The organism is Flavobacterium cauense R2A-7 (assembly GCF_000498475.1).
In the GTDB taxonomy this organism is placed as follows: Bacteria; Bacteroidota; Bacteroidia; order Flavobacteriales; family Flavobacteriaceae; genus Flavobacterium; species Flavobacterium cauense.
Window position 1 is genome coordinate 59226 of sequence record NZ_AVBI01000014.1, and the last position, 24435, is coordinate 83660.

The following is a 24435-nucleotide window of genomic DNA, read 5'->3' on the forward strand; positions in this document are numbered from 1 at the left end:
CCTCCGCTACATCTTTTTCTTAAAAAAAGAAAAAGGATACCGCTACTGTCGGGGCTAAAAAGGAAACTATTAGCCAATCAGGAAACAAGAAAATGAAAAAAAACGTATACATAACCGATACCAACTGCGTCACTCCTTTGGGTTTTGATGTGGTTTCAAACTGGGATGCCTTATTAAAAGGACAGTCCGGCATTGGCTTGCACGAAAAATTGGGCATGCTGGAGTCGTTTTATGCCGCGGTGATTGATTCGGAACAACTGGATACCGCTTTTTCCGGAATTTCAAAAGACAATCATTTTACCCGATTAGAAAAAATGCTGATTTTGGCTTTAGCGCCAATTATCGGTCAACATAAGATTACCAACCGAACGGCTTTTGTGTTTTCCACCACCAAAGGAAATATCCGTTTGCTGGAAAATGAAAATAATCCTATTGAAAAGGCTCATTTATCGGCTTTGGCCAAAAAAATAAGCACTTTCTTCGGATTTGTAACCGAGCCCATTGTGGTTTCCAACGCCTGTGTGTCGGGTGTTTTGGCAATTGCGGTGGCGAAAAGAATGATTCAAACCGGTGTTTACGACAACGCTTTTGTGCTTGCCGGCGATGAAGTATCCGAATTTGTATTGTCCGGTTTCAATTCGTTTCAGGCGATGAGTGCCATGCCGTGTACGCCTTACGACAAAGAAAGAAGTGGCGTGACATTAGGCGAAGCGACTGCGGCAGTGTACCTGACTTCTGATTCGGATGAGGTGCGTCAGGGCGATGTGAAAGTTGTAGGCGATGGCGCAATCAATGATGCCAACCATATTTCAGGACCTTCTCGAACAGGGGAAGGTTTATTCCGCAGTATTAAAAGTGCTTTTGCCGAATCGGGATTGCAAACAAACGTAACCGATTATATTTCGGCGCACGGAACCGCAACCTTATACAATGACGAAATGGAAGCCATAGCGTTCAACCGATTGGGATTGCAAAAGGTTCCGGTGAACAGTCTGAAAGGCTATTATGGACATACTTTGGGTGCTTCCGGACTTTTGGAAACGGTAATTGCCATTGAAAGTGCCCGTAAAAACCAGTTGATCGGTTCCAAAGGGTTTTCAGCGATGGGCGTTTCGCAACCCATCGAAGTCGTTGCCGAAAAGAAGGCAAAAGAAATTAAGTATTTCCTGAAAACAGCTTCCGGTTTTGGTGGCTGTAATACGGCCGTTTTATTTGAAAAAGTGAGTTAATTTTGAAGGCAAACAATTATATATCAAATTATTGTGTGATCGAAAATAATTCGGTTATCCTTAACAGCGGACGAGAATTTGAACTGCAAAACGGTTCGTTTTCAGAATTCGCGAAAGCGGCCTATAAAAACTTCAATATGGAGTATCCGAAGTTTTTTAAAATGGATAATTTGAGTAAATTGGCTTTTTTAGGTTCCGAAATTATATTGAAAGAGCTTGTAAATCAGGAAGAAAATAATAATATTGCACTGGTTTTTGCCAACCGGTCGTCCAGTTTGGATACTGATGTGAAATACCAGAACTCGATTGCGGATAAGGACAATTATTTTCCGAGCCCGGCCGTTTTCGTGTATACTTTGCCGAATATTTGTATTGGTGAAATCAGCATCAAGTACAAGTTACAGTCGGAGAACGCCTTTTTTGTATTCGAAGAATTTAACGCGGGGTTCATAACCAATTACGCCAATCTGCTTCTGGAAACCAATAAAGCGGAAAAAGTACTTTGCGGCTGGGTGGAATGCTATCAGGAAAATTACAAAGCCGTAGTTTATTTGGTAGAAAAACAAGGGCATACAGAACATAACGAAGAAACAGTAAATACATTATACAATAAATAATCATGGAAGCATTAAAACAGGAATTAAAATCAAAAATCATTGAAGTATTAAATTTAGAAGATATCGCTGTTGAAGATATTAACGATAACGATGCGCTTTTTGGCGATGGTTTAGGGTTGGATTCTATCGATGCCTTAGAACTAATCGTGTTGTTGGACAAAGAATACGGAATCAAACTAACCGATCCTAAAGACGGAAAAGCGATTTTCGAGTCGATTGAAACCATGTCCAAATACATTGCAGCAAACAGAACTAAATAGATTGATTAGATTTTTAGATTGTTCGACTTTTAGACAATCTGAATAATCTAAAGTTCTAATAATCTAACTATCCAGTAATCTAAATGAAAGTAGCTATAACCGGAATGGGAATAATTTCTTCGATTGGAAACAATGTCGAAGCGAATTATCATGCGTTAGTAAACGGTAAAACGGGAATTTCCACCATCGAAAATTTTGAAACAGTCCATAAAGACGTGATTAAAGTGGGAGAAATCAAACTAACGAACCAACAGTTAGCGCAACAACTTGGTCTTGATTCCGATAATAATTTCAGCAGGACAGCCATGCTCGGTGCTATCGCAGCACAACAAGCCGTGGAACATGCCGGAATTCAGCATATAAACGAATACCGTACGGGGCTTATTTCGGCAACAAGTGTGGGCGGAATGGACATGACCGAAAAGTATTATTACGAATATTTTGAAAATGAAGCCTGTCGAAAGTACATCAACAGTCACGATGGAGGAGACAGCACTCATAAAATAGCCGAGCATTTAGGGTTAAAAGGACTGGTGACTACCGTAAGTACCGCCTGTTCTTCAGCTGCCAATGCGATTATGATGGGGGCACGCCTTATTCAGTCGGGACAATTGGACCGTGTGATTGTAGGCGGAACCGATGCTTTGGCAAAATTCACCATCAACGGATTCAAAACCCTGATGATTTTATCGGATACCTATAACACGCCGTTCGACCACAACCGAAAAGGACTGAATTTAGGAGAAGCGGCCGCATTTTTGGTGCTGGAATCCGATGATGTGGTTCAAAAAGAAAATAAAAAAGTACTGGCTTATGTTTCCGGGTTCGGAAATGCGAATGATGCCTATCATCAGACAGCTTCTTCTGAAAATGGCGAAGGTGCTTTCCTTGCGATGCAAAAAGCCTTGAAAATTGCCAATCTGAAGCCCTCGGATATTGATTACATCAATGCCCACGGAACCGCAACTCCTAACAACGATTTGTCAGAAGGCCGTGCGATTCTTCGTATTTTTGAGGAAAACGTACCGGAATTCAGTTCCACCAAAGCATTTACCGGTCACACGTTGGCCGCTGCTGCTGCTATCGAGGCCGTTTACAGTGTATTGGCATTGCAAAACAATAGTATCTTCCCGAATCTGAATTTTAACACACCGATGGAAGAATTCGATTTGGTGCCGCAAACCACCTTGAAAGAAAAGACGATCCATCATGTATTGTCCAACTCTTTCGGGTTTGGAGGGAATTGTTCCACCGTAATATTTTCGAAAAAATAATGAAGACTTGCTATATCAACGGAGTGGGATGTATTTCGACTCAAAATACGTTTGAAACCGAATTTTTATCGGAAGTTACCCTCAATGAAACGGAAAATGTGCTTTTTGCTAATCAGCCTTCCTACAAGGAATTCATTCCGCCAGCGATGATACGTCGTATGGCCAAAGGCGTTAAAATGGGAATCGCTGCGTCAACAAAAGCACTTAAAGAAGCCAATCTTGACCTGCCGGATGCCATTATTACCGGAACCGGAATGGGATGTGTGGAAGATTCGGAGAAATTCCTGAAAGCGATTTTGGATAACAACGAGCAGTTTTTAACGCCAACTTCGTTTATTCAATCCACACACAATACCGTGGGCGGACAGATTGCGTTGGGTCTACAATGCAAAGGCTATAATTTTACGTATGTGAATGGGGCGGTTTCGTTTGAAACAGCTTTGCTTGATGCCAAAATGCAGGTGGAAAATGAAGAAGCCAACAATGTTCTTATTGGTGGTGTTGACGAAACTTCGAGTCACACTTTGGAATTGTTTAAACTTATCAATATCATAAAATCGGAAGCGGATAAACCTTATTCGGTTGTAACGCCAAACTCTAAAGGGGTAGTGTTCAGCGAAGGGGCAAGTTTTTTTGTGCTGGAAAATGAGAAAAAAGACAATTCGTATGCTTCGGTTCAAGCAGTTTCAATTATGAGTGCATTGGAAATGGATGAGGTTCAGGATTATATCGGCACTTTTTTGGCAGCCCATGATTTAAAACCTTCCGATATTGATGCGGTGGTTTTGGGAAATAACGGCGATAGTGAATTCGACGGCTATTACGATAGTACCAAAACAATGTTTGAAGCCACACCACAGGTGTTTTACAAGCATTTGAGTGGCGAGTACAATACCGCTTCTTCGTTTGGTTTTTGGGTAGCTTGTAACATCATTAAGAACCAAGAGCTTCCGGAAATCGTGAGTTTGAATTCCCTTAAAAAAGAAAAGTATACTACTGTGTTATTGTACAATCAATACCGCGGAAAAGATCATAGTTTAATCGTGCTTAAAAATGCTAAAACATAAAAATATACTTCTTTTTTGTGTTGCTGTTTTGGTCATTCTGTCTGTTTTAAGCTTCTTTTTTGAAGTGGCCTGGTGGAATTTCCTGCTACTTTTTTTGTTTTGGCTGGTGATGACGGTTTGGGGTTCTTCGGACATTCGGTTGGGGTATTTTGTGAAAACGTATTGTAACAATCCGAATGAAAAAGAACGTAAAATAGCCATTTCCTTCGATGACGGTCCGCATCCCATGACCGAAAAAGTACTGGATGTGCTGCAACAATATCAGGCAAAAGCTACTTTTTTCTGCATCGGAACCCAAATCGAAAAATATCCTGAAATTTTCAAACGTATTATCGCCGAAGGTCACGTTGTGGGCAATCACAGTTATTCGCATTCCAACAGATTCGGTATTTTTTCAACCGATAAAGTAACTGAAGAAATCCGCCGGACCGATGCTTTAATAGAAGATTTAACCGGAAAGAACGTCTTGTTTTTTCGTCCGCCGTTCGGGGTTACCAATCCGAGAATAGCGAGGGCCGCCAAAGCTACCGCAAAACAGGTGATTGGCTGGAACAACCGCTCGCTGGATACGGTTATCGGCGATGAGAATAAAATTCTTGAAAGAGTAAAAGGCAAAGTGGCTCCGGGAGGAATTATTCTTCTGCACGACACTTCCCAAAAAACAGTAAACGTTTTGGAACAGTTATTGCTATTTTTGCAATCAGAAAAGTACGATGTGATTGCCATCGACAAATTATTAAACCTTCCGGCATATGAAGCGTAGCGTTTTTTTAGGATTACTTCTTATAATGAGTCTGACCATTTTTGCGCAAGAGCAAAAGATGTCGGCTTCAGAAATTTCGGTTTTTAAAGCGACAATAGAAAAAGAAACCAAGAATATAAAATCTCTGAAAACCGATTTTATTCAATACAAACACCTGGATTTTCTGTCAAAAGACATCGAAACTTCCGGTAAAATGTACTTTAAACAACCCAATTTACTGAACTGGCAATATACCAAGCCTTATCAGTACAGCATTGTTTTTAAAAATAACAAAGTATATATCAACGATCAGGGCAATAAAAGTACGGTGGATGCGAACAGTAAAATGTTCGAAAAAATCAACAAACTGATTGTAGGCAGTGTGAGCGGGAACATGTTTGATGACAAAGAGTTTGCCATCGCATATTTCAAAAACAAAGACGCCTATATTGCCAAGTTAACGCCAAAAACCACAACCATTAAAAAATACATCAAACAGGTTGATTTGTATTTTCCGATGGATGAAGCAACGGTTTCACAGGTAAAACTGATTGAGCCTTCAGGTGATTTTACGCGAATCGTGTTCAAAAACAAACAAATCAATGCAAAAGTGGATGACTCGGTTTTTACTAATTAGTCTGCTTTCCCTTTTCTTTTTTTCGTGTAAATCCTATCAGATAGAAAATGCCAAAAAAAGGGAAAATGGAGTGGCAACATTTGATAACCGCTATTTTTCGAATCCGGAAACCGATTACGTATACAAAGCGCATATCGAGGTTTACGGAAATCAGTTGAGTGGCATTTTTATCGCCAAACGAATGAACGACACCTTGCATCGCGTGGTTTTTACAACCGATTTTGGTAATAAATTACTGGATTTCGAGTTGTCTGAAAATGATTTCAAGGTGAATTACATCATGGAGGATTTAAACCGGAAAATTATCGTAAATACTTTGCGGGACGATTTTCGACTGCTTTTAAAAACCCGTCATACCGTTACGGATGTTTTTGAAAATGAAGATTATGTGATTTATAAATCGGCCGATAAAAAACGGTTCAATTATTTTTTCGAAAGCAAAAAAGATAACCGATTGATGAAGTTGGTGAATGCTTCAAAAAGTAAGGAAAAGATTATCTTCGGTTTTGAATCAAAAAACAGTATTTTTGCCGAGCATATTGCGATTCAGCATAAAAACATAAAATTAAAAATAGAATTGAATCAAATCAGTAATTAAACTATCTAAAAATATGAGAAAATCGATTGTTGTAGCATTATTGTGCTTTTTCGGAGTAATACAAATGAATGCTCAGGTAACTTTCAGACCGGGAGTAAAAGCGGGTGTTAACTTTTCGCATTTCACACAAACGGACAGAACAAACGAAAAATTTAATTCAAAGACCGATTTTTACGCAGGTGTATTCGGTGCATTAAAATTGACCAAAATATATACTTTGCAACCTGAGTTGGTGTATACCCGACAAGGAGCTGAAAGAGAATTTTTTGATGCTAGCAATGTAAGACGTACAGAAACTTTAGATGTTTCGTATTTGTCTATTGGGGTTGCCAATAAATTTACCTTCAAAAATTTCAATTTTCAGGTAGGGCCAACCATCGATATTAAAGTGAACGATTCTCATAAAGACATCGCTCCAAACGATGGCAGTTCTCAGTATTATGAATTTAATTATAACCCATATACCGGAATTGATTTTGCGTTCTTCGCAGGGGTTGGTTACGATTTTACCAAGAATTTCGGAGTGGAAGCTCGAATCAAAAAAGGAATCATTCCGGTTAATGATACTTGGGGTGACGAAACCGATAATTATACCAATGTTGTTTTCCAAGTGGGCGCAACCTATACTTTTGATATTAAATAATATAAATACCAGATTACCATGTTACTAAAGGATTTTTATACGGTTGAAAAACTCGAAAATGTTTCCGACAGGAAATACAATGCGGTGGTGGTGTTAAACAACCAACACGCTATTTTTAAAGGACATTTTCCCGGAAATCCCGTAACGCCTGGTGTATGCATGATGCAGATTATCAAAGAACTTTCACAGGAAATTGTTGGAAGTTCTTTGTTTATGACAAGCTCTTCGAATGTTAAATTCATGGCGCTTATCAATCCTGAAATCAATCCGGTGCTGAAATTGGAATTGGAAATTTCAGGCGATCTTGATTCGGAAATTAAAGTGAAAAACACTACAATTTTTGACGAAACCGTAGCGTTGAAACTTTCCAATACCTATAAAAAAGCATAGTTTGAAAGTAGTGTTTTCCATAGTATTGTCTTTCTTTTTTCTGGCGGTTCAGGAACTTCCTGACGTTCGGGAAAGTTACAATTCGGCTTCAAAGACAAAACAGAACGCTGATCAGTTTTACAACCTGGTTGCAGGTTACAATAAAAATTCCGGTACATTATTAGCTTATAAAGGTGCGGCTATTACGCTTAAATCGAAATTCGCTTCCGGTATAAAACAAAAGAAAGAATTGTTTATTGAAGGAGCAACGCTCGTTGAAAACGCCGTTAAAAATGAACCTCATAATGCCGAAATTCGTCTGGTTCGTTTAAGTATACAGGAAAACACGCCAAAACTATTAAAATACAAAGGCAATATCGAAGAAGACAAAAAAATTATTGTAGTCTCTTTTGATAAATTGCCCAAGGATTTAAAAGAATACATTCAAGGTTACGTCAAACAATCTAAAGTGTTTACCGAAAAAGACAAGCAAATTATTCTTAAATAACACACCATGATCCCCAATCTATCCATCAGTGAGCGAATTGAAAATCGGAACCTGTGTGTTATTATTCCCACCTATAATAATCACAAAACACTGCGTCGCGTTATCGACGGGGTTTTGAAATATACCCAAGACATCATCGTTGTTAACGACGGTTCAACCGATACAACCAAAGAAATTTTAGCCGGATATTCGCAATTCACCCAAATTCATGTGCCCCGCAATCAAGGTAAAGGAAATGCCTTGCGGGAAGGATTTGCAAAAGCTAAGGCCTTAGGTTTTGACTACGCGATAACGATAGATTCTGATGGACAGCATTTTCCGGATGATATTCCCGTTTTTCTGGACGCTTTGGATCATTCCGATAAAAAGGTTTTGTTGATCGGAAGCCGGAACATGGAACAGGACGGAGTTCCCAAAAAGAGCAGTTTCGGAAACAAATTTTCCAATTTCTGGTTTTGGTTCGAAACCGGAATCACGCTGGAAGACACGCAATCCGGGTACCGATTGTATCCGCTGCAATCCCTTCCGAAACGTTTTTTTACCAAAAAATTTGAATTTGAAATCGAAGTGATTGTCCGCACTGCCTGGAATGGGGTTGCGGTTAAAAACATTCCGATTAATATTTTATACGATCCCAACGAACGCGTAACCCATTTCCGTCCGTTTAAGGATTTTACTCGAATCAGTATTCTCAATACCATTCTGGTAATCATCACACTTTTGTACATCAAACCGAGAAACTTTTTCAGAAGTTTCAAAAAAAAAAGCATTAAAGAATTCCTCCGTGAAGACATTTTAGCGAGTTCCGATTCTAATTCCGTTAAAGCACTGTCTATCGCCTTGGGAGTGTTTGTTGGCATTGCGCCGTTTTGGGGATTTCAGACTGCCATTGTGATTTTTCTGGCCGTGGTGTTGCGGTGGAACAAAATGTTGGCCTTCGCATTTTCAAATGTGAGTATTCCACCCATGATTCCGTTTATTATTTACGGATCGCTTAAAGTCGGCGGACTTTTCGTGGAAGATACTGCAAAATTCAGTTTAAACACCCCAATAACACTGGATCATATCAAATTACACGTTGTTCAGTATCTGATCGGGAGTTTTGTGTTAGCAACTGTAATGGCAATTCTTTTCGGGGTTGGAAGTTATTTATTACTTTCGCTGTCGAAAAAATCAAAAGGGTAAAATGCATCACTATTTTATAAGAATTCATCGTTTTGTACAGCATAACAAGCTGGTTTCAATAGGAATCGCACTAGCATTTTTGCTGCTTTTCGGTTTTTTTGCTTCAAAAATCAGATTTGAAGAGGACATCACCCGCATCATTCCTAAAAATGACAAGTCGGATGTTACGGCCAAGGTGCTGCAACAACTGAATTTTTCAGATAAAATCACCGTTATTATCGAAAAAGACAAAAACGGAACCGTAGACGATATGTCGGAAACGGCCACTGTTTTTTTGGACAGTATTGCGGGTTGTAACGACTATATCAAAGACATCCAGGGAAAAGTAGAAGACGAAAATATTCAGCAAACCTTTGATTTTGTTTACAATAATTTACCGTTGTTTTTAGAGGATAAGGATTACGATCAAATAGGACAAAAACTAAACAAAGACAGTGTCGAGGTTCAGGTGGAGAAAAATTACAGAACGTTAATTTCGCCTACCGGAATTGTGGCCAAAGATTTCATTCTGAACGATCCTATGGGGATTTCTTTTATCGCACTGAAAAAACTACAACAGCTGAGTGTAGGCGATGAATTCCAACTCAAAAACGGGTTTCTGGTTACCAAAGACGAATCCAAACTTTTACTGTTCATCAATCCGAAATTAAGCGGTACGGAAACCGAAAAAAATACGGTATTCGCAGATAAGCTCACTTCAATAAAGGATCATCTGAATAAGCAATTCAAAGGAAAAGCAAGTGTTGATTATTTTGGTGCTTCCCTGATTGCAGTAGCCAACGCGAAACAGATCAAACACGATATTATCACGACGATTTTAGTTTCCCTGGGAACGCTGATGCTGATTTTAATCCTGTTTTACAGAAAATTACTGATTCCGGTAATCATTTTTATTCCGACCATATTCGGAGTCTTGTTTGCCGTCGCCTGTCTTTATTTTATCCGAACAACTATTTCCGCGATTTCTCTAAGTGTGGGCGCCGTACTTCTTGGGGTGACCATCGATTATTCGTTGCACATCCTCACGCATTACAAGAACAACAGCGATTTGAAAACGTTGTACAAAGACATCACCATGCCACTGATTATGAGCAGTACCACTACCGCTCTAGCATTTTTGTGTTTGCTTTTTGTGAATTCCGAAGCGTTAAAAGATCTTGGAATTTTTGCGGCGATTAGTGTAGTGGTGTCGGCTTTGTTTTCCCTTCTGATTATCCCACATCTTTATAAACCGAAAATGGATGAGGAAAACCGCCAGACCGTTTTGGACAAAGCGGCCGGTTTTTCGTTTGAACGCAATAAGTTTTTAATCATTTCAAGTGTGATTCTGATTGCGGTCAGCTTTTTTACTTTCGGAAAAGTGAAGTTTAACAACAATCTTTCAGAGCTGAATTTTATTCCGACCGAAATTAAGAAGGCCGAAGCCAAACTGGAAAACGCTACCAATTTAACATCAAAATCGATTTATCTGGCGTCTTACGGAACGTCGATGGAACAGGTTTTACAACAGAACAGCTCGCTTTTTGAAAAATTATCGGCAAAAAAAGACCGCCATGAAATTCTGAATTTCAGCTCATTGGGGGGTATTGTCCTGCCGAAAGCGGTTCAGCAACAAAAAATCGATAAATGGAATGCGTTCTGGACTCCGGAAAAGAAAGCCGCGCTTCAGAATAATCTGATAAATAGCGGCGCTGCCATCGGTTTCAAACCGCAAACCCATCAGCGTTTTTACGATTTGCTTCAAACGCCATTTGCTCCAATCGGATTCGAAGAATATGCCAAAGTAAAAGCGTTTTTCTTAGACGAATTTGTTTCGCAGAAAAACGGCTTTTACACCATTTCTTCCGTCGTGAAAGTATCCAACGCTCAACGTGATGTTTTTGTGGATAAAATGGCGTCGGAAATAGATGTTATCGCTATCGATCGTCAGCAAATGAACGAAACATTCCTGGGAAAACTTCGCGATGACTTTAATGATTTAATCAACTACTCTTTTGTGGCGGTAATTTTGGTTTTGTTTGTTTTCTTCCGCCGGATCGAATTGGTGATTATCAGTACGATTCCTATTGTGATTACCGGAGTGGTTACCGCCGGAATTATGGGGATTTTCAACATTCAGCTCAATATTTTCAGTACGATTGTCTGCACCCTGATTTTTGGTCATGGGGTCGATTTCAGTATTTTTATGACGAGTGCGCTCCAAAAAGAATACACGACCGGTAAAGATGAAATGCCAACGTACCGAACTTCGATAATTTTAGCGGCGTTAACCACTATTCTGGCAATCGGCGCGTTGATTTTTGCCGAACATCCGGCCTTAAAATCGATTTCTTCCGTTTCGTTAATTGGGGTTTTTGCTGCCTTGCTAATCACGTTCATTTTTTATCCGATTTTGTTTAAAATCTGTGTTTTCAATCGAGTTAAAAAAGGGAAATCGCCTATATCCTTGCGTTTGTTGCTTCATTCTACCCTTTCGTTTATTTATTACGGATTGGGCGGTTTTTTGCTTTCTGTAACAGGGCAATTGGTAATGAAAATCATTCCGTTGAACAGAGAAGTGAAAATGATGTGGTTCCGACGCACGATGTCTAAATTCATGAAATCGGTTTTGTATACCAATCCGTTCGTGAAGAAAGAAATCGTCAATAAAAACGGCGAGACGTTTGATAAACCTGCGGTAATCATTTCCAACCATACTTCATTTTTGGACACGCTTGCCGTTGGAATGTTGAGTCCGAAAATTATTTTTCTGGTGAACGATTGGGTGTACAATTCACCGATTTTCGGAAGAGCTGTAAAACTGGCCGGTTTTTATCCCGTGTCGCAAGGCGTGGAAGGGAGTGTGGAGCATTTAAGAGAAAAGGTAGAACAGGGATTCTCGCTGATGGTTTTTCCGGAAGGTTCCCGTTCGGAAGACGGTGTGATCCATCGTTTTTATAAAGGGGCGTTTTATCTGGCGGAACATTTCAATCTCGATGTTTTACCAGTGTACATTCATGGCAATTCAGAAGCATTGCCTAAAGGTGACCATATTATTTACGATGAAAATATCACGGTGGTAATCGGCAATCGTATTGAAGCAAACGATACTGCCTTCGGAGCAAATTATTCGGAGCGCACCAAAAAAATAAACAAGCATTTCCGAGAGGAGTTTTCGGCTTTGCGAAAGGAATTCGAAGGAGAAAATTATTTCAAAAATAAACTCTTGCTGAGTTTCCTGTACAAAGAATATGAAGTCATTCAGCACGTGAAATCCGATTTTGAACAACGAAAAGGATTGTATTTCAGGCTTAATTCCGTTATTGGCGAAGAAGCTAAAATACTGCATTTGGCCAACGATTACGGGCAATTGGATGTGTTGTTGGCACTGCAGCAACCCAAACGTAAAATCTCCGGTTTTATCAAAGACGAAGAGAGAAGAGCGATTGCTACCACAAATTATATTCTGAAAAAACGCAAAATCGAATATCTGGATTCGGTTTCTCCAGCCAGTTGGAAATGGGATACTATTTTGATTTCTTTCGGAGTGAATACCGATGTTGTAAAACGAATTGAATGCGATGAAAATGTAAAACAAATCGTTTTAATTGATAATTTTGAGTTGAAAAACCATTTTATAAGTCTTGGTTTTGAAGTGAGTACGGAAGAGAAGGACTTATTGGTTTTAAAGAAATAAAAAGTGAATAAAAAATACGACATAGTAATTATAGGCAGCGGGCTGGGCGGTTTAGTTTCGGCGATTCTTCTTGCGAAAGAAGGAAAAAGCGTTTGTGTTCTGGAGAAGAACAACCAATACGGCGGAAATCTTCAAACGTTTGTTCGGGATAAAACCATTTTTGATACCGGAATTCACTATATCGGCGGCTTGGCAGAAGGACAAAATCTCTATAAATATTTCAGTTATATCGGGATTATGGACCAGCTGAAACTCAAAAAAATGAGTGAAGATGCCTTTGATGTAATTTCTTTTGACGACGATACTACCGAATATCCGCATGCACAAGGGTATGAGAATTTCATCAAACAGTTAGCGGTACATTTTCCTAAGGAAGAAAACGTGATTCGGGAATATTGTGAAAAGCTCATTTACACCTGTGATTCGTTTCCGCTATACAATTTAAAACAAGGCGATGGCTATCAAAGCGAAATCCTGTCCATCAATGCAAAAGACTATCTTGACCAATTAACCGATAACGAGAAACTGAAAGCGGTTTTGGCGGGTTCCAATTTCTTATACGCCGGGATTGCCGATAAAACGCCTTTTTATGTTCACGCCCTTTCCGTAAACTCATACATTCAAAGTTCATGGCGCTGTATTAAAGGTGGAAGCCAGATTACCAAGTTATTGATTAAACAGTTGCGAAAATACGGCGGTGAGGTATACAAACACCGTGAAGTGACAGGCTTTGGATTTGAAGGCGACAAGTTAATTTCCGTGAAAACGAAGAATGGCGAAGAGTATTTCGGGGATCTTTTCATCTCGAATATCGAACCCAAAACGACCTTGAAAATGGTGGGTGAGGATAAATTCCGAAAATCGTATTTCAGTCGGATTCAGAGTCTTGAGGTTTTGCCTTCTGCCTTTAGTCTTTATTTAGTGTTTAAGCCTAATACGTTTAAGTATTTAAACCATAATTATTACCATTTCAGGGAAAGTACCCGAGTATGGAATGCCAACGAGTATACTCAGGATTCCTGGCCGGAAGCGTATATGGCTTCGATGAATATTTCAGAGGAAAATCAGGTGTGGGCTGAAAGTCTGACCGCCATTACCTATCTGAAATTTGAGGAATTTGCCGAATGGGAAAACACGCATAATACCGTTTCCGAAAAAGGCGAACGCGGGGAATTGTATGAAAAGTACAAAGTGGAGAAAGCGGAAGCATTTTTATCCGAAATAGAAAAAAAATTCCCAGGAATCAGGGATTGTGTTCAATCGATGCACACTTCTACACCGTTGTCTTACCGGGATTATATCGGCGGGCATAACGGGAATTTGTACGGTTATATCAAAGATTCGAACAATCCGATGAAGACCTTTATTTCCCCGAAAACGAAACTGGAAAACCTGTATCTAACCGGACAGAGCATCAACATGCACGGGGTTTTAGGCGTTACGATTGGTGCCGTGGTAACCTGCTCGGAAATTTTAGGGAAAGATTATCTGATCAATAAAATTAACCGTACATTAGAAGAACAAGTATGATTCGGAAGTTTCAAATAGCGGTTCTTTTTGGTGTTTTGTTTACCCTGTTTTCCTGTGGTATTTCCAAATCAATTCACCATGTGCCGCAATTGGAAGGCTATAATCAGGAGAAACCGGTTGTAGTAAAGTATTCCGACACGCTTTTTTCTTCAGGACCAAATTATCTGATTAAAAACAAGCAACAATTATGGGAATTGCACATTGCCGGCGATCCTTTGCAGAGAGGTTTGTTGGCGGGCAGTCTTTCAGAACATTTGGTGAAAAAACAGGAACGCGTTTTCTTTTCTAAAATTCAGGATATCATTCCGTCAAAATTCAAACAGCAGTTGTTGCGCCAATTTCTGAAATGGTACAACCGAAAATTATACCTGCATGTGCCCGAAGAATATCAGACCGAGATTTACGGGATTTCCCAGTATACTTCCCCACAATTCAATGCGATTGCGCCACAATACCTTCGAACCTTATATTTGCACGGCGCCCACGATATTGGTCATGCCTTGCAGGATCTGGCCTTGGTGGGTTGTTCTTCTGTGGCGGTTTGGGGTGATAAATCGGAAGACGGTACCCTAATAATCGGCAGAAATTTCGATTTTTACGCGGGTGATGCCTTCGCCGAAGATAAAGTAGTTGCTTTTGTAACCCCGGAACAAGGACATCCGTTCATGACAGTTACTTGGGGAGGAATGATTGGCACCGTGTCGGGAATGAACAAGGAAGGATTGACCGTAACGATAAATGCCGGAAAATCGGAAATTCCTTTGGTCGCTAAAACTCCCATTTCCATAGTTGCAAGAGAGATTTTACAATATGCTTCCACCATTGAAGAAGCCGTGACGATAGCGAAAAAAAGACCGGTTTTCGTTTCCGAATCGATTATGGTAGGGAGTGCCAACGATAAGAAAGCGGTTCTGATTGAAGTGTCCCCTGAAAAATTTGGCGTTTTTGATGTTCCTAATACGAATCAATTGGTGTGTTCCAATCATTTTCAGAGTGAACCCTATCAGTCGGACGAACGCAATAAGGAACAAATTTTGGAAAGCCATTCGAAATACAGGTTCGACCGAATGCAGGAATTGTTGGTGGAAAAAAACAAAATGAATCCAACCAAAATGGCTGAAATTCTTCGGAATAAGGAAGGTTTGAAGGAAGCGAAAATTGGCTTGGGAAATGAAAAATCGCTGAATCAGCTATTGGCCCATCACAGTGTTATTTTTAAACCGGAAAGTAAAATGGCCTGGGTGTCTTCAAATCCGTATCAATTAGGGGAATTTGTGGCCTATGACTTAACTGAAATTTTTGCTAAAAAGGAAAATAATTATGTAGTTTCAGCCTCCGATGAAATGAATATTCCCAAAGATGAGTTTTTGACTACGGAGGTATATGCGAATTACGAAAAATTCCGGATTCAGGATCGCATTATTGATGAAGCCATCGAAAAGAAAACAAAATTGACCTCCGATTTCGTGACAGACTATCAATATCTTAACCCGAATTATTGGGTAGTATATTATAAAGCGGGAAAGTACTATTATGAAAACGGTTGGTACAAAGCTGCTGAAGCAGAATTTCAAAAAGCACTGACTAAAGAAATTACTACGGTTCCGGACAGGCTTCAAATTGAAAAATATCTTGAAAAAATAAAACGAAAACGCAAATGATACCGGCAATTGAAAAGGCTTCTTTAGAGGAAATAAAAAAATTTCAGGAAGAAAAACTGAAAGAAACGCTGGTGTATTTAAGTGAAAATTCGCCTTTTTACCAAGCGCTTTTTGCGAAAGAGCAAATCGATATCCGTACCATAAATAGGATTGAAGATTTACAGCAACTTCCGGTGACTACCAAAACCGATTTACAGGAAAAAAATGAAGACTTTTTTTGTGTACCGATGCATAAAATCATTGATTATGCCACAACATCGGGTACTTTGGGGAATCCCGTTACGTTTGGATTGACCGATAGTGATTTGGATCGTTTGGCGTATAACGAAGCCATTTCGTTCGCTTGCTCGGGGATTCAACAAGGCGATGTAGTACAGCTGATGACTACCATGGATCGTCGTTTCATGGCTGGATTGGCTTATTTTTTAGGTCTTCGTAAATTGGGTGCTGGAGTAATTCGTGTGGGAGCCGGAATTCCGGAACTGCAATGGGATTCGATTCTGAAATACAAACCAAAATATCTGATTACGGTACCGTCATTTTTACTCAAAATGATCGAATACGCCGAAAACAATAACATCGATTATAACGCTTCGAGTGTAAAAGGCGTAATCTGTATTGGAGAAGCGCTACGCAATCAGGATTTTTCTCCATCGATTCTAGCCCAAAAAATCACCGATAAATGGCATGTTGAATTGTTTTCAACCTATGCTTCCACCGAAATGAGCACTGCTTTTAACGAATGTGAACATTTCTCGGGAGGACATCATCATCCGGAACTTATCATTGCAGAAGTTTTAGACGACAACAATCAGCCGGTAGCAGCCGGAGAAAGCGGTGAATTAACGATTACCACGTTGGGAGTGGAAGCGTTGCCGTTGTTGCGTTTTAAAACGGGCGATATTGTTAAACTGCATTCGGAACCTTGTTTGTGTGGACGAAATACGATGCGTGTTGGGCCGGTTGTGGGTCGGAAACAACACATGATCAAATACAAAGGGACTACATTGTATCCGCCGGCAATGCACGATTTGCTGACGTATTTTGAAGGGGTGCAAAGCCATGTAATTGAAATTTCTTCAAACGATCTGGGTACGGATGAGATTCTGATTAAAATCGCTTCCGATGTTCCGTCTGAAGAATTATTGAATCATATCAAAGATCATTTCAGGGCAAAATTAAGAGTTACGCCAAAAGTTGAATTTATTGCTCAAGATATCATAAATAAGATTATATTTGCACCGATGAGTCGCAAGCCTGTAACTTTTATAGACAAACGAATCTGATTTTTGGGGATGTAGCTCAGTTGGCTAGAGTGCTTGACTGGCAGTCAAGAGGTCGTGGGTTCGAGCCCCATCTTCTCCACCAAGTAAATAAAGACTTCACAGTGATGTGGAGTCTTTTTTGTTTTATTGGGTCAAACATAGGTCAAACATTTTAAATTCTTATTTTTAGGACTTCAAAACGTTTTACAATGTCAGGATACATTCTCAGGACTCCGCTTTATTTTTTCCATCAATTATTATTTGAAAACTACATTGAGAAATTATGTAGCGATTTTGATAGCGATAAACTATTTGTAGTTGAACTTGGTGTGAAAAGAGAGTTTGAAAAACTCAAGATAGATACTCTTGAAGATTACTTTGAATTTCTACTTAATCAATTCAGAGTAAAAGCATTTGATAAAATAAACTCAGATTTTAAATTGTTAACTGAACCTGAAAAGGAACAGTACTTGATAGACTTGTCAGCTCTATTAGAAATGTATAAACTCAGAATCATTAATATTGAAAAAAATGAATGGTTGAAGAGTCAGTTAAATAATGAGCTAAAACTTATTAAGGATTATCTTGCTGTGAATTTTAGTTTGATATTTGAAGTAATTGAAATAAAGAAAAATACTGAAGAGTATTTTGAAGATAATACAATCGAAATCCCTTTTAAGTTTTTAGATTCCTTGGTCTTTGGTGATGGCTTTGACAAATTGTGTGACTCCTTTTATTATAAAACAATTCACACCAAAGATTACAAGCTTGTTTCAGAGCATAACAAAGAGTTTTCATTTGAAGCATGGTTATTGAAAAAAGACATTTCTGAGCAATTGCATTTTGACACTTATGTTAAGAAAGTAATTAGACACTATATAGATGACTCATTAAAGATTATTGATAATAGTGTAATATCAAAAACAGATTCAAAATCATATTTAATAGACCAACTTAATATCTTACAATCTTATTTTCTCAAGTTGGAGGACTTTAGGCAAGGGAAATATAACTTTTTGCTTGAGGCAATTATTTTTATAGTTTCAACTTTGAATGTAAAATATGGTTATTTAGGAATAAAGCATAGATTATATAGGGAAGTTTTGGAGGAAGATGATAAGCCAATAAATACTGGTTTTTACCCTAAAAATAATCTTCCTAAGAAGTTCTTTAATGAGCTTTATGACATAACTGCATATCAGTTAGAGTTAATTGATGATGTTGAAGTTTCTGAAGATGATTTTCTGAATGTGTTTATGTTTGCGGATTCAAATTCTGAAAGTAAAATTCAATTTCGTGTTTTTAACCCTATTGCTGTATATTACTTAGACCAATTAGAATCCTTCTTTGATAACTTTAATCGTGTAGCAATTGAAAAGAGTGGATTGTTTTTTAATAAGCAAGGGAAAGTTTTCAATCAAGTTGATTTGAATACTGCATCATCAAGAGGAACTGTTAAACCAGTTGATAAAATAAAGATTGATGAAACCTTTAAAAACCTCAAAAAGAAATACCTGAAATAGCCTTACACAACATCTTACACTTTTCGTTACACCCTCATTACACTTCGAAAATGAGGGTTTTTTTATGCGCTTCCTTTGTCTCGAAATAATCAGGATAAGCGCTTATCCATAATTTTTTTAATTATGGACATAATCCAAAAATTATTAGAGATTGAAGCATTGTTAAAAAGACAACATGCATTCAATAAAGAGATTTTAACTCTTGATGAGGCTGCTAACTACTTGTGTTTATCTAAGTCAGCTCTGTACAAAATTACCAGCAGAAAGGAAATTCCTTTTTACAATCCTGGTGGGAAGAAGATTTATTTCCGAAGAATAGATTTGGAAAACTGGGTGTTGGAAAGTAAATCTATGTCTATTGATGAAATAGGCGAAGAGATAGACTCTTATTTAAGTCGAACTCAAAAATCAAAGTTATGATTGATTTTATAAGAGTTCACTATGATGACAAGAACCAGTTGGAAACTTTTGTTCTTGATAAAACCAAATTTGAGAAAGCGTTTACAGTGCTTGAATATCATTCAGGGGTAATAATGTACCCATATAGAGTAAACCTTGAGAATATGGAAATTGTTATAAATGAGAAAAGTGGTTATGTGAAAAATTCAATTCACAAATTAAACAACCTTTTATTAGAAGGCGATGAACACAATCATAATGATTTTAGTTATTCTCAATTATGTTCAATGATTGATTTTTTAAACGATAATGTAATTGATATTGCTTCTAATAAAATCACTCAATTTGAATTTGGTTTAAATATTAAGATTCCGGTTAAGCCTGAAGATTTTATATCAAAAAATGTTTTGATGCATAATTTCGAGAAGCATACAGCAATCAGAAAGTTTAAAGGGAGAGGATATCTTTTAGAATTTGAGCATTATAATTATAAGATTAAGATTTATGATAAATCTAAGCAGTATAGAATCAAGAAAGATAACATATTGAGATTTGAGATTAAGTTTTTAAACTCAAAGGAATTTAATCCTCTTGGAGTTTATAACATCAATGACTTAAAGGATGTTCAAGTTTTAAATAAACTTTTTAATTATTTACTGAAACGGTATGATGAATTGTTGATTGTTGATGGGTTTTCAAGTGAGTCAATAAGTGATAAGGATGTTCAAAAATTAGGTATGTATTCCAGCTTTTCATATTGGGAGAATTTGATTAACAATAATCAAAGGCAAACTAAAATGAATAATAAAAGGAAGTATTTAAAGATGCTTGAAAACTATAAGCTTTTAAAAAGGAAGAATTATTTAAGAGAGCAACTTATTGCAAAATTTAAGGAACTAATGGTTAACTAAAATGTTGACAAATTCCACACTTCCTATTGTTGGAATTTGTCAACTTCAAATCAAAATTATTATGTCAAGTATCAAAATTATATTAAGAGATAAACCAACAAGTGAAGGATTATATCCAGTAGTTTTAAGGATAACCAAGAACAGAAAGACTAAACTTATTTCACTTAAGTTTAAGTGTCTTGCTAAAGATTGGGATGAAGCAAACAATCAGTTTAAAAAGAGTTTTCCAAATAGTTTGCAAAGTAACATACTTCTCAATAAGCTTAAAGAAAGAGCATTAAAGATTATTAATGATTTCGGTTTAGAAGAGATTGACTTTACATTAAATCAATTTGATGAGAAATTCAGAGATAAGTCAGGTAGTGATGTTACAGTTTTGAACTTTTGGAATGAAAAAGTGGAAGACCTAAATAAGGCAGGAAGAACAGGTAATGCTAAAGCCTATAATGAAACAAGAAAATCGTTTTTCAAGTTTGTGAAGAATAATCAGTTAATGTTTAAAGACATTACTCCAACACTATTAGATAAATATGAAACCTATTTAAGAGCTAATAATAACAATGATGGTGGGGTAGGTGTTAAAATGAGAGAGTTGAGAGCGTTGTATAATGATGCCATAAAAAAAGGAGTTGTGGCTGAAAAATATTATCCATTTAAGACCTACAAAATATCCAAACTTAAAAAAGGAAATAACAAGAGAGCTTTAACAAGAGCTGAAGTTAAACTTATAGCGGAACTTAATGAATTTGAACATCCACATTTGGCAGAGGCAAAGAGGTTGTTTTTGTTTTCATACTTTACAAGAGGGATGAACTTCTATGACATGATGAAGTTAAGATGGTCTAATATTGAGAATGATAGAATTATCTATGTGCGCTCTAAGACTAAAAGGAAATTTGTAGTCAAAATTCTAAAACCAGCACAGGACATATTAGATTATTATAAGGACACAATTTCATTTACAGATTATGTGTTTCCAATCATTCTAAAAGAAGGGTTAACTCCATTGCAAATTGAAAACAGAAAGGATAAGAAACTAAAGCAATTTAACAAGGACTTGAAGAAGATAGCTTCAGTTGTGGGTATTAATAAACCTGTTACAAGTTATGTTGCAAGACATAGTTTTGCAACCAATTTGAAAGAATTGGGGATTTCTACTGATGTTATCAGTCAATCTATGGGGCATCAAAATGTAAGTATAACAACTGCTTATCTAAAAGACTTTGACAATGATATTATTGATGATGCAAATGAGAGATTGTTGATGGAATCTTTTTCACTATATGAGCTAACAAAACAATACTCAGGGCTTGCTGTTTAGCAAGTCTTTTTATTAACCAAGAAAGTAGAAACTATGGAATTAAAAAAATCAGAAAGAAGTAAAGCTAAGATTAAGATGGCTTTACAAGGACCAAGTGGTTCAGGAAAAACAACAAGTGCTATATTACTTGCACAAGGTTTGACAAATGGTAATTTAAGCAAAGTTGCCATTATTGACAGTGAAAATGGGAGTGCAAACTTGTATTCACATTTGGGAGATTACAATGTACTTTCATTAGATACCCCACATTCTCCAGAAAGATATATTCAAGCTATAGATGTATGTCTTGCAGCAGGAATGGAGGTAATAATTTTAGATTCTATCTCACATTGCTGGGATTATTTGCTTGATTATCATTCTTCTCTTGCTGGTAACTCTTTTGCTAATTGGGCTAAGATAAAACCATTAGAAAAAGCATTTGTAAATAAGATACTTCAAAGTGATGTTCATTTCATAGCCACTATGCGGGTTAAACAAGATTATGTCTTGAGTGAAAAGAATGGTAAAATGGTTCCTGAAAAGGTAGGTTTGAAAGCTATTCAACGCGATGAGATAAGCTACGAATTTACCATTGTGTTTGATATAGACTCAAAGCACTTCGCAACTGCCTCAAAAGACAGAACACTTCTCTTTGAGGGAAAACCTCAATTTATCATAAATTCTCAAACAGGAAAAAAAATACTTGATTGGTGCAACAGTACACTCACTAAAGAGCAGTTGAAAGTAATGATTACAGAATGTAACAACATGAACGAGTTAACTGAGTTGTATCATAACAATTTTGATATAGCAAAAACTATTGAACAAGATTTTGTAGCAAAAAGGGACTTACTTCAAAAATTAACGTCTAACATAACATCAAATGGAAATGGAACTTCAAATGGTACAGCAAGGTTACAATAAACCAGCAGAAGAAAGAAAGCATGAGTTGGGATATGATGCAGAAAAATCCCTTCATTTGCCTCCTCATTTTCTGCCAAATAATTCACATCAATTATCTCCTTTCATAGAGGCTAATACGGAAAGTGTTAGCCTTTTTCATTTAAGGGATGAAAACATTATTCCAGTATTTACAAAAGATAATGAAATCACTATCTCTCATCAGGAATTCATACATTTTTCTTCTGCTGGTTTAAAGAAGATGTTTGGAGAAGATAGCTTAACTGAACCTGAGATTAGGGTGAGTCATCAAATCAAAGGAAGAACTCCTGATGCATTACATATACCTGCTAAGGATTTGCAAGAACATCAGAAGACCATCTACTATGAAAGAATGGCATGGATAGTGAGAATTCCAAGTGTAACTAAAGTTATTAATGGAAATACACTTTCCCTTGTTGCTGGTGGTGTGAGGAGCTATTCTACAGAAAATCTGTACAGTACAAAAAGGTTAGAACATTTTCAGTTCTTCATTGGATTTCAGAATATGGTGTGCTGTAATTTATGCGTAAACACTGATGGAATGAAAGGAGATATTAAGGCTGCAAGTCCTTTGGACTTGGAGAGTAAAGTAGTTGAAGTGATTGAGAATTACAACATGCAACAGCACTTAGAAGAAATGGAATCTTTACTTAATTTTAGCCTGACTGAGGAACAATTTGCTCAAATTATAGGTAAGTGCAGGTTGTATAATTATCTTCCTAAAAAAGATAAATATGCGCTTCCTGAGATGCTTTTAAATGATAGTCATTTGTCAACAGTTGCAAAAGATTATTATCATGATGAGAGATTTTGCAGGGCAGAAAATGGAAATTTGAGTATGTGGCAATTTTACAATTTACTTACTGGAAGTAATAAATCTTCATATATAGATAGCTTCCTTCAAAGAGGAGTTAATGCCTTTGACTTTGCTCAGGGTATTTCAAAAGCACTAAGTAGTGATTCTCGCTATTCTTGGTTTTTGAGTTAATCTTTGACCCAGTCTTTTTTAGACTGGGTTGAATTAATTTAACAATTTGAAAGAAAATTACATCTAAAATGATATTTTTGTTAAAGAGCATAACTGGATGTAATATGGCAATTGATTTTGATAGTTTAATTTCAATAGATAAAAAATGGGTTGATAGGGAATTAACTCATCATTATGATAAGTATATCAATGATAAACTCAAAGTTCGTTTGTATACAATAATACCATCTGGGACAACTGTTGATTGTATTTCTTTAGCTAATGCATTACTTGATTTATTACCTAATTATTTTAAAACTAAGTCAAATATTAATAAAGAAATTCAAAGAGAAGTTGATAAAACAATTAATGAAGGTACAACTGCTTCTGATATTGAATTGAAAGAGAAGGCAATTAGTTTAATAAGTGGTAGAAACTATAGAGAAGCAGCAAGATTTTTCAAGAAAAAAAATCCAGATTCAAAAAGCGGGAAGTATGGAGAATTAATGTTATTTGGATTAGTTGAATCTATTTTTAATTGTAAGATGATTGCTCACAAAATATCAAATCTTACTAATTATCATGACGAAGTTAAAGGAGGGGACGGGATTTTTTTAGGAGATTACAAGATAAGAAGCGGAATTGAAAAACCGGCTTATTTGATAGGAGAGTCTAAAGTTTGGAAAACCTATTCTAGTGCCAAAACTGATGCATTGGACTCTATAAATAGATTTTATGACCCCAAAGTACAAGCTACTTTCAAATCTTTAGAGTTTTTTATTGCAGAAAAAGATATTGACAAGTTTAGTGACGATGAAATAGATATTGATGAATTGTATGATAGAGTTAATCCTAATTCAAAATTATTTAAAAGTCAGGTTGCAGTCCATCCTATTTTAATTATGTATGAAACCAAAGCTTATAATGATTTAATGATTAAAGCTTCAGATAATGTAGAATTAGAAAAGATGATTAGTGAAAATATACAAAAAAGGATAGACTCTACTTTGGAGAAAATTTCAGAAAAGGTTAAAGAATACCCTTTTCTTGAAAGGGTTTATTTGGATTTTATATTAGTTCCTACAGATAGTATTGAAAATTTCAATAACACTATGGATAATTTGATATAAAG

The 24435-nt window shown here is 37.0% G+C and carries 23 protein-coding genes and 1 tRNA gene; all 24 read left to right on the forward strand.

Features of this window, described 5'->3' with window-relative positions:
- The first annotated feature begins 92 nt into the window (after positions 1 to 92).
- The 24 genes from FCR2A7T_RS06380 to FCR2A7T_RS06495 all read left to right on the forward strand — a co-directional run bounded on the left by FCR2A7T_RS06380 (position 93) and on the right by FCR2A7T_RS06495 (position 24433).
- Positions 93 to 1229, forward strand: coding sequence for a beta-ketoacyl synthase N-terminal-like domain-containing protein (locus FCR2A7T_RS06380; protein WP_023570465.1), 1137 nt, complete (start codon positions 93 to 95; stop codon positions 1227 to 1229).
- A gap of 35 nt (positions 1230 to 1264) precedes the next feature.
- Entirely contained in the window at positions 1265 to 1846 is a 582-nt protein-coding gene (locus FCR2A7T_RS06385; protein ID WP_023570466.1) for a hypothetical protein, read from the forward strand.
- Between the two features lie 2 nt (positions 1847 to 1848).
- The gene (locus tag FCR2A7T_RS06390) at positions 1849 to 2106 is read left to right on the forward strand and encodes a phosphopantetheine-binding protein (RefSeq protein ID WP_023570467.1); all 258 of its coding nucleotides are present in this window, start codon (positions 1849 to 1851) and stop codon (positions 2104 to 2106) included.
- 83 nt (positions 2107 to 2189) lie between these two features.
- The gene (locus tag FCR2A7T_RS06395) at positions 2190 to 3380 is read left to right on the forward strand and encodes a beta-ketoacyl-[acyl-carrier-protein] synthase family protein (protein ID WP_023570468.1); all 1191 of its coding nucleotides are present in this window, start codon (positions 2190 to 2192) and stop codon (positions 3378 to 3380) included.
- A complete protein-coding gene (locus FCR2A7T_RS06400) occupies positions 3380 to 4447 on the forward strand; it encodes a beta-ketoacyl synthase N-terminal-like domain-containing protein (RefSeq protein WP_035117646.1) in 1068 nt (355 codons plus the stop codon). Before FCR2A7T_RS06395 ends, FCR2A7T_RS06400 begins: the two co-directional genes overlap by 1 nt.
- A complete protein-coding gene (locus FCR2A7T_RS06405; RefSeq protein ID WP_035117648.1) occupies positions 4434 to 5210 on the forward strand; it encodes a polysaccharide deacetylase family protein in 777 nt (258 codons plus the stop codon). The genes FCR2A7T_RS06400 and FCR2A7T_RS06405 overlap by 14 nt, the downstream gene beginning before the upstream one ends.
- Positions 5200 to 5826 (forward strand): LolA family protein, encoded by a 627-nt coding sequence (locus FCR2A7T_RS06410; RefSeq protein WP_035117650.1) that lies wholly within the window; start codon positions 5200 to 5202, stop codon positions 5824 to 5826. Before FCR2A7T_RS06405 ends, FCR2A7T_RS06410 begins: the two co-directional genes overlap by 11 nt.
- A complete protein-coding gene (locus FCR2A7T_RS06415) occupies positions 5804 to 6424 on the forward strand; it encodes a hypothetical protein (RefSeq protein WP_240471459.1) in 621 nt (206 codons plus the stop codon). The genes FCR2A7T_RS06410 and FCR2A7T_RS06415 overlap by 23 nt, the downstream gene beginning before the upstream one ends.
- Positions 6425 to 6437: 13 nt before the next feature.
- Positions 6438 to 7067, forward strand: coding sequence for a porin family protein (locus tag FCR2A7T_RS14755; RefSeq protein WP_023570472.1), 630 nt, complete (start codon positions 6438 to 6440; stop codon positions 7065 to 7067).
- 18 nt (positions 7068 to 7085) lie between these two features.
- The gene (locus tag FCR2A7T_RS06425; RefSeq protein WP_023570473.1) at positions 7086 to 7457 is read left to right on the forward strand and encodes a beta-hydroxyacyl-ACP dehydratase; all 372 of its coding nucleotides are present in this window, start codon (positions 7086 to 7088) and stop codon (positions 7455 to 7457) included.
- Position 7458: 1 nt separating this feature from the next.
- Positions 7459 to 7944 carry a hypothetical protein gene (locus tag FCR2A7T_RS06430; protein ID WP_023570474.1) on the forward strand — a complete coding sequence of 162 codons (486 nt, stop codon included), beginning with the start codon at positions 7459 to 7461 and terminating at the stop codon, positions 7942 to 7944.
- 6 nt (positions 7945 to 7950) lie between these two features.
- Positions 7951 to 9129, forward strand: coding sequence for a DUF2062 domain-containing protein (locus FCR2A7T_RS06435; RefSeq protein WP_023570475.1), 1179 nt, complete (start codon positions 7951 to 7953; stop codon positions 9127 to 9129).
- 1 nt (position 9130) lies between these two features.
- Complete coding sequence (locus FCR2A7T_RS06440) at positions 9131 to 12805, forward strand: MMPL family transporter (protein ID WP_023570476.1); 3675 nt, start codon at positions 9131 to 9133, stop codon at positions 12803 to 12805.
- 3 nt (positions 12806 to 12808) lie between these two features.
- Complete coding sequence (locus FCR2A7T_RS06445; RefSeq protein WP_023570477.1) at positions 12809 to 14335, forward strand: phytoene desaturase family protein; 1527 nt, start codon at positions 12809 to 12811, stop codon at positions 14333 to 14335.
- Positions 14332 to 15996: an acyl-CoA--6-aminopenicillanic acid acyl-transferase gene (locus FCR2A7T_RS06450; RefSeq protein WP_035117655.1), complete on the forward strand. Its 1665-nt coding sequence runs from the start codon at positions 14332 to 14334 to the stop codon at positions 15994 to 15996. The genes FCR2A7T_RS06445 and FCR2A7T_RS06450 overlap by 4 nt, the downstream gene beginning before the upstream one ends.
- Entirely contained in the window at positions 15993 to 17282 is a 1290-nt protein-coding gene (locus tag FCR2A7T_RS06455; RefSeq protein ID WP_035117657.1) for a phenylacetate--CoA ligase family protein, read from the forward strand. The genes FCR2A7T_RS06450 and FCR2A7T_RS06455 overlap by 4 nt, the downstream gene beginning before the upstream one ends.
- Positions 17283 to 17287: 5 nt before the next feature.
- Positions 17288 to 17364: transfer RNA gene (locus FCR2A7T_RS06460), tRNA-Ala, on the forward strand.
- A 106-nt stretch (positions 17365 to 17470) separates the two neighbouring features.
- Entirely contained in the window at positions 17471 to 18784 is a 1314-nt protein-coding gene (locus FCR2A7T_RS06465; RefSeq protein WP_023570480.1) for a hypothetical protein, read from the forward strand.
- A 123-nt stretch (positions 18785 to 18907) separates the two neighbouring features.
- A complete protein-coding gene (locus FCR2A7T_RS06470; RefSeq protein ID WP_035117660.1) occupies positions 18908 to 19204 on the forward strand; it encodes a helix-turn-helix transcriptional regulator in 297 nt (98 codons plus the stop codon).
- Positions 19201 to 20094 carry a hypothetical protein gene (locus FCR2A7T_RS06475; protein WP_023570481.1) on the forward strand — a complete coding sequence of 298 codons (894 nt, stop codon included), beginning with the start codon at positions 19201 to 19203 and terminating at the stop codon, positions 20092 to 20094. The genes FCR2A7T_RS06470 and FCR2A7T_RS06475 overlap by 4 nt, the downstream gene beginning before the upstream one ends.
- 61 nt (positions 20095 to 20155) lie before the next feature.
- Positions 20156 to 21415 carry a site-specific integrase gene (locus tag FCR2A7T_RS06480; protein ID WP_023570482.1) on the forward strand — a complete coding sequence of 420 codons (1260 nt, stop codon included), beginning with the start codon at positions 20156 to 20158 and terminating at the stop codon, positions 21413 to 21415.
- 33 nt (positions 21416 to 21448) lie between these two features.
- Positions 21449 to 22318, forward strand: a complete 870-nt coding sequence (locus FCR2A7T_RS06485) for an AAA family ATPase (RefSeq protein WP_023570483.1) — start codon at positions 21449 to 21451, stop codon at positions 22316 to 22318.
- Positions 22278 to 23324 carry a DUF3871 family protein gene (locus tag FCR2A7T_RS06490; protein ID WP_051369518.1) on the forward strand — a complete coding sequence of 349 codons (1047 nt, stop codon included), beginning with the start codon at positions 22278 to 22280 and terminating at the stop codon, positions 23322 to 23324. Before FCR2A7T_RS06485 ends, FCR2A7T_RS06490 begins: the two co-directional genes overlap by 41 nt.
- 104 nt (positions 23325 to 23428) lie before the next feature.
- Positions 23429 to 24433: a Hachiman antiphage defense system protein HamA gene (locus FCR2A7T_RS06495; RefSeq protein ID WP_035118986.1), complete on the forward strand. Its 1005-nt coding sequence runs from the start codon at positions 23429 to 23431 to the stop codon at positions 24431 to 24433.
- Positions 24434 to 24435 lie beyond the last annotated feature (2 nt).

Excerpts from the sequence above, each read along its gene's own strand:
- FCR2A7T_RS06380 (WP_023570465.1), top strand. The coding sequence starts at position 93 with ATGAAAAAAAACGTATACATAACCGATACCAACTGCGTCACTCCTTTG.
- FCR2A7T_RS06390 (WP_023570467.1), top strand. The coding sequence starts at position 1,849 with ATGGAAGCATTAAAACAGGAATTAAAATCAAAAATCATTGAAGTATTA.
- FCR2A7T_RS06395 (WP_023570468.1), top strand. The coding sequence starts at position 2,190 with ATGAAAGTAGCTATAACCGGAATGGGAATAATTTCTTCGATTGGAAAC.
- FCR2A7T_RS06400 (WP_035117646.1), top strand. The coding sequence starts at position 3,380 with ATGAAGACTTGCTATATCAACGGAGTGGGATGTATTTCGACTCAAAAT.
- FCR2A7T_RS06405 (WP_035117648.1), top strand. The coding sequence starts at position 4,434 with ATGCTAAAACATAAAAATATACTTCTTTTTTGTGTTGCTGTTTTGGTC.
- FCR2A7T_RS06410 (WP_035117650.1), top strand. The coding sequence starts at position 5,200 with ATGAAGCGTAGCGTTTTTTTAGGATTACTTCTTATAATGAGTCTGACC.
- FCR2A7T_RS06415 (WP_240471459.1), top strand. The coding sequence starts at position 5,804 with ATGACTCGGTTTTTACTAATTAGTCTGCTTTCCCTTTTCTTTTTTTCG.
- FCR2A7T_RS14755 (WP_023570472.1), top strand. The coding sequence starts at position 6,438 with ATGAGAAAATCGATTGTTGTAGCATTATTGTGCTTTTTCGGAGTAATA.
- FCR2A7T_RS06425 (WP_023570473.1), top strand. The coding sequence starts at position 7,086 with ATGTTACTAAAGGATTTTTATACGGTTGAAAAACTCGAAAATGTTTCC.
- FCR2A7T_RS06435 (WP_023570475.1), top strand. The coding sequence starts at position 7,951 with ATGATCCCCAATCTATCCATCAGTGAGCGAATTGAAAATCGGAACCTG.
- FCR2A7T_RS06440 (WP_023570476.1), top strand. The coding sequence starts at position 9,131 with ATGCATCACTATTTTATAAGAATTCATCGTTTTGTACAGCATAACAAG.
- FCR2A7T_RS06450 (WP_035117655.1), top strand. The coding sequence starts at position 14,332 with ATGATTCGGAAGTTTCAAATAGCGGTTCTTTTTGGTGTTTTGTTTACC.
- FCR2A7T_RS06455 (WP_035117657.1), top strand. The coding sequence starts at position 15,993 with ATGATACCGGCAATTGAAAAGGCTTCTTTAGAGGAAATAAAAAAATTT.
- FCR2A7T_RS06465 (WP_023570480.1), top strand. The coding sequence starts at position 17,471 with ATGTCAGGATACATTCTCAGGACTCCGCTTTATTTTTTCCATCAATTA.
- FCR2A7T_RS06470 (WP_035117660.1), top strand. The coding sequence starts at position 18,908 with ATGGACATAATCCAAAAATTATTAGAGATTGAAGCATTGTTAAAAAGA.
- FCR2A7T_RS06475 (WP_023570481.1), top strand. The coding sequence starts at position 19,201 with ATGATTGATTTTATAAGAGTTCACTATGATGACAAGAACCAGTTGGAA.
- FCR2A7T_RS06480 (WP_023570482.1), top strand. The coding sequence starts at position 20,156 with ATGTCAAGTATCAAAATTATATTAAGAGATAAACCAACAAGTGAAGGA.
- FCR2A7T_RS06485 (WP_023570483.1), top strand. The coding sequence starts at position 21,449 with ATGGAATTAAAAAAATCAGAAAGAAGTAAAGCTAAGATTAAGATGGCT.
- FCR2A7T_RS06490 (WP_051369518.1), top strand. The coding sequence starts at position 22,278 with ATGGAAATGGAACTTCAAATGGTACAGCAAGGTTACAATAAACCAGCA.
- FCR2A7T_RS06495 (WP_035118986.1), top strand. The coding sequence starts at position 23,429 with ATGGCAATTGATTTTGATAGTTTAATTTCAATAGATAAAAAATGGGTT.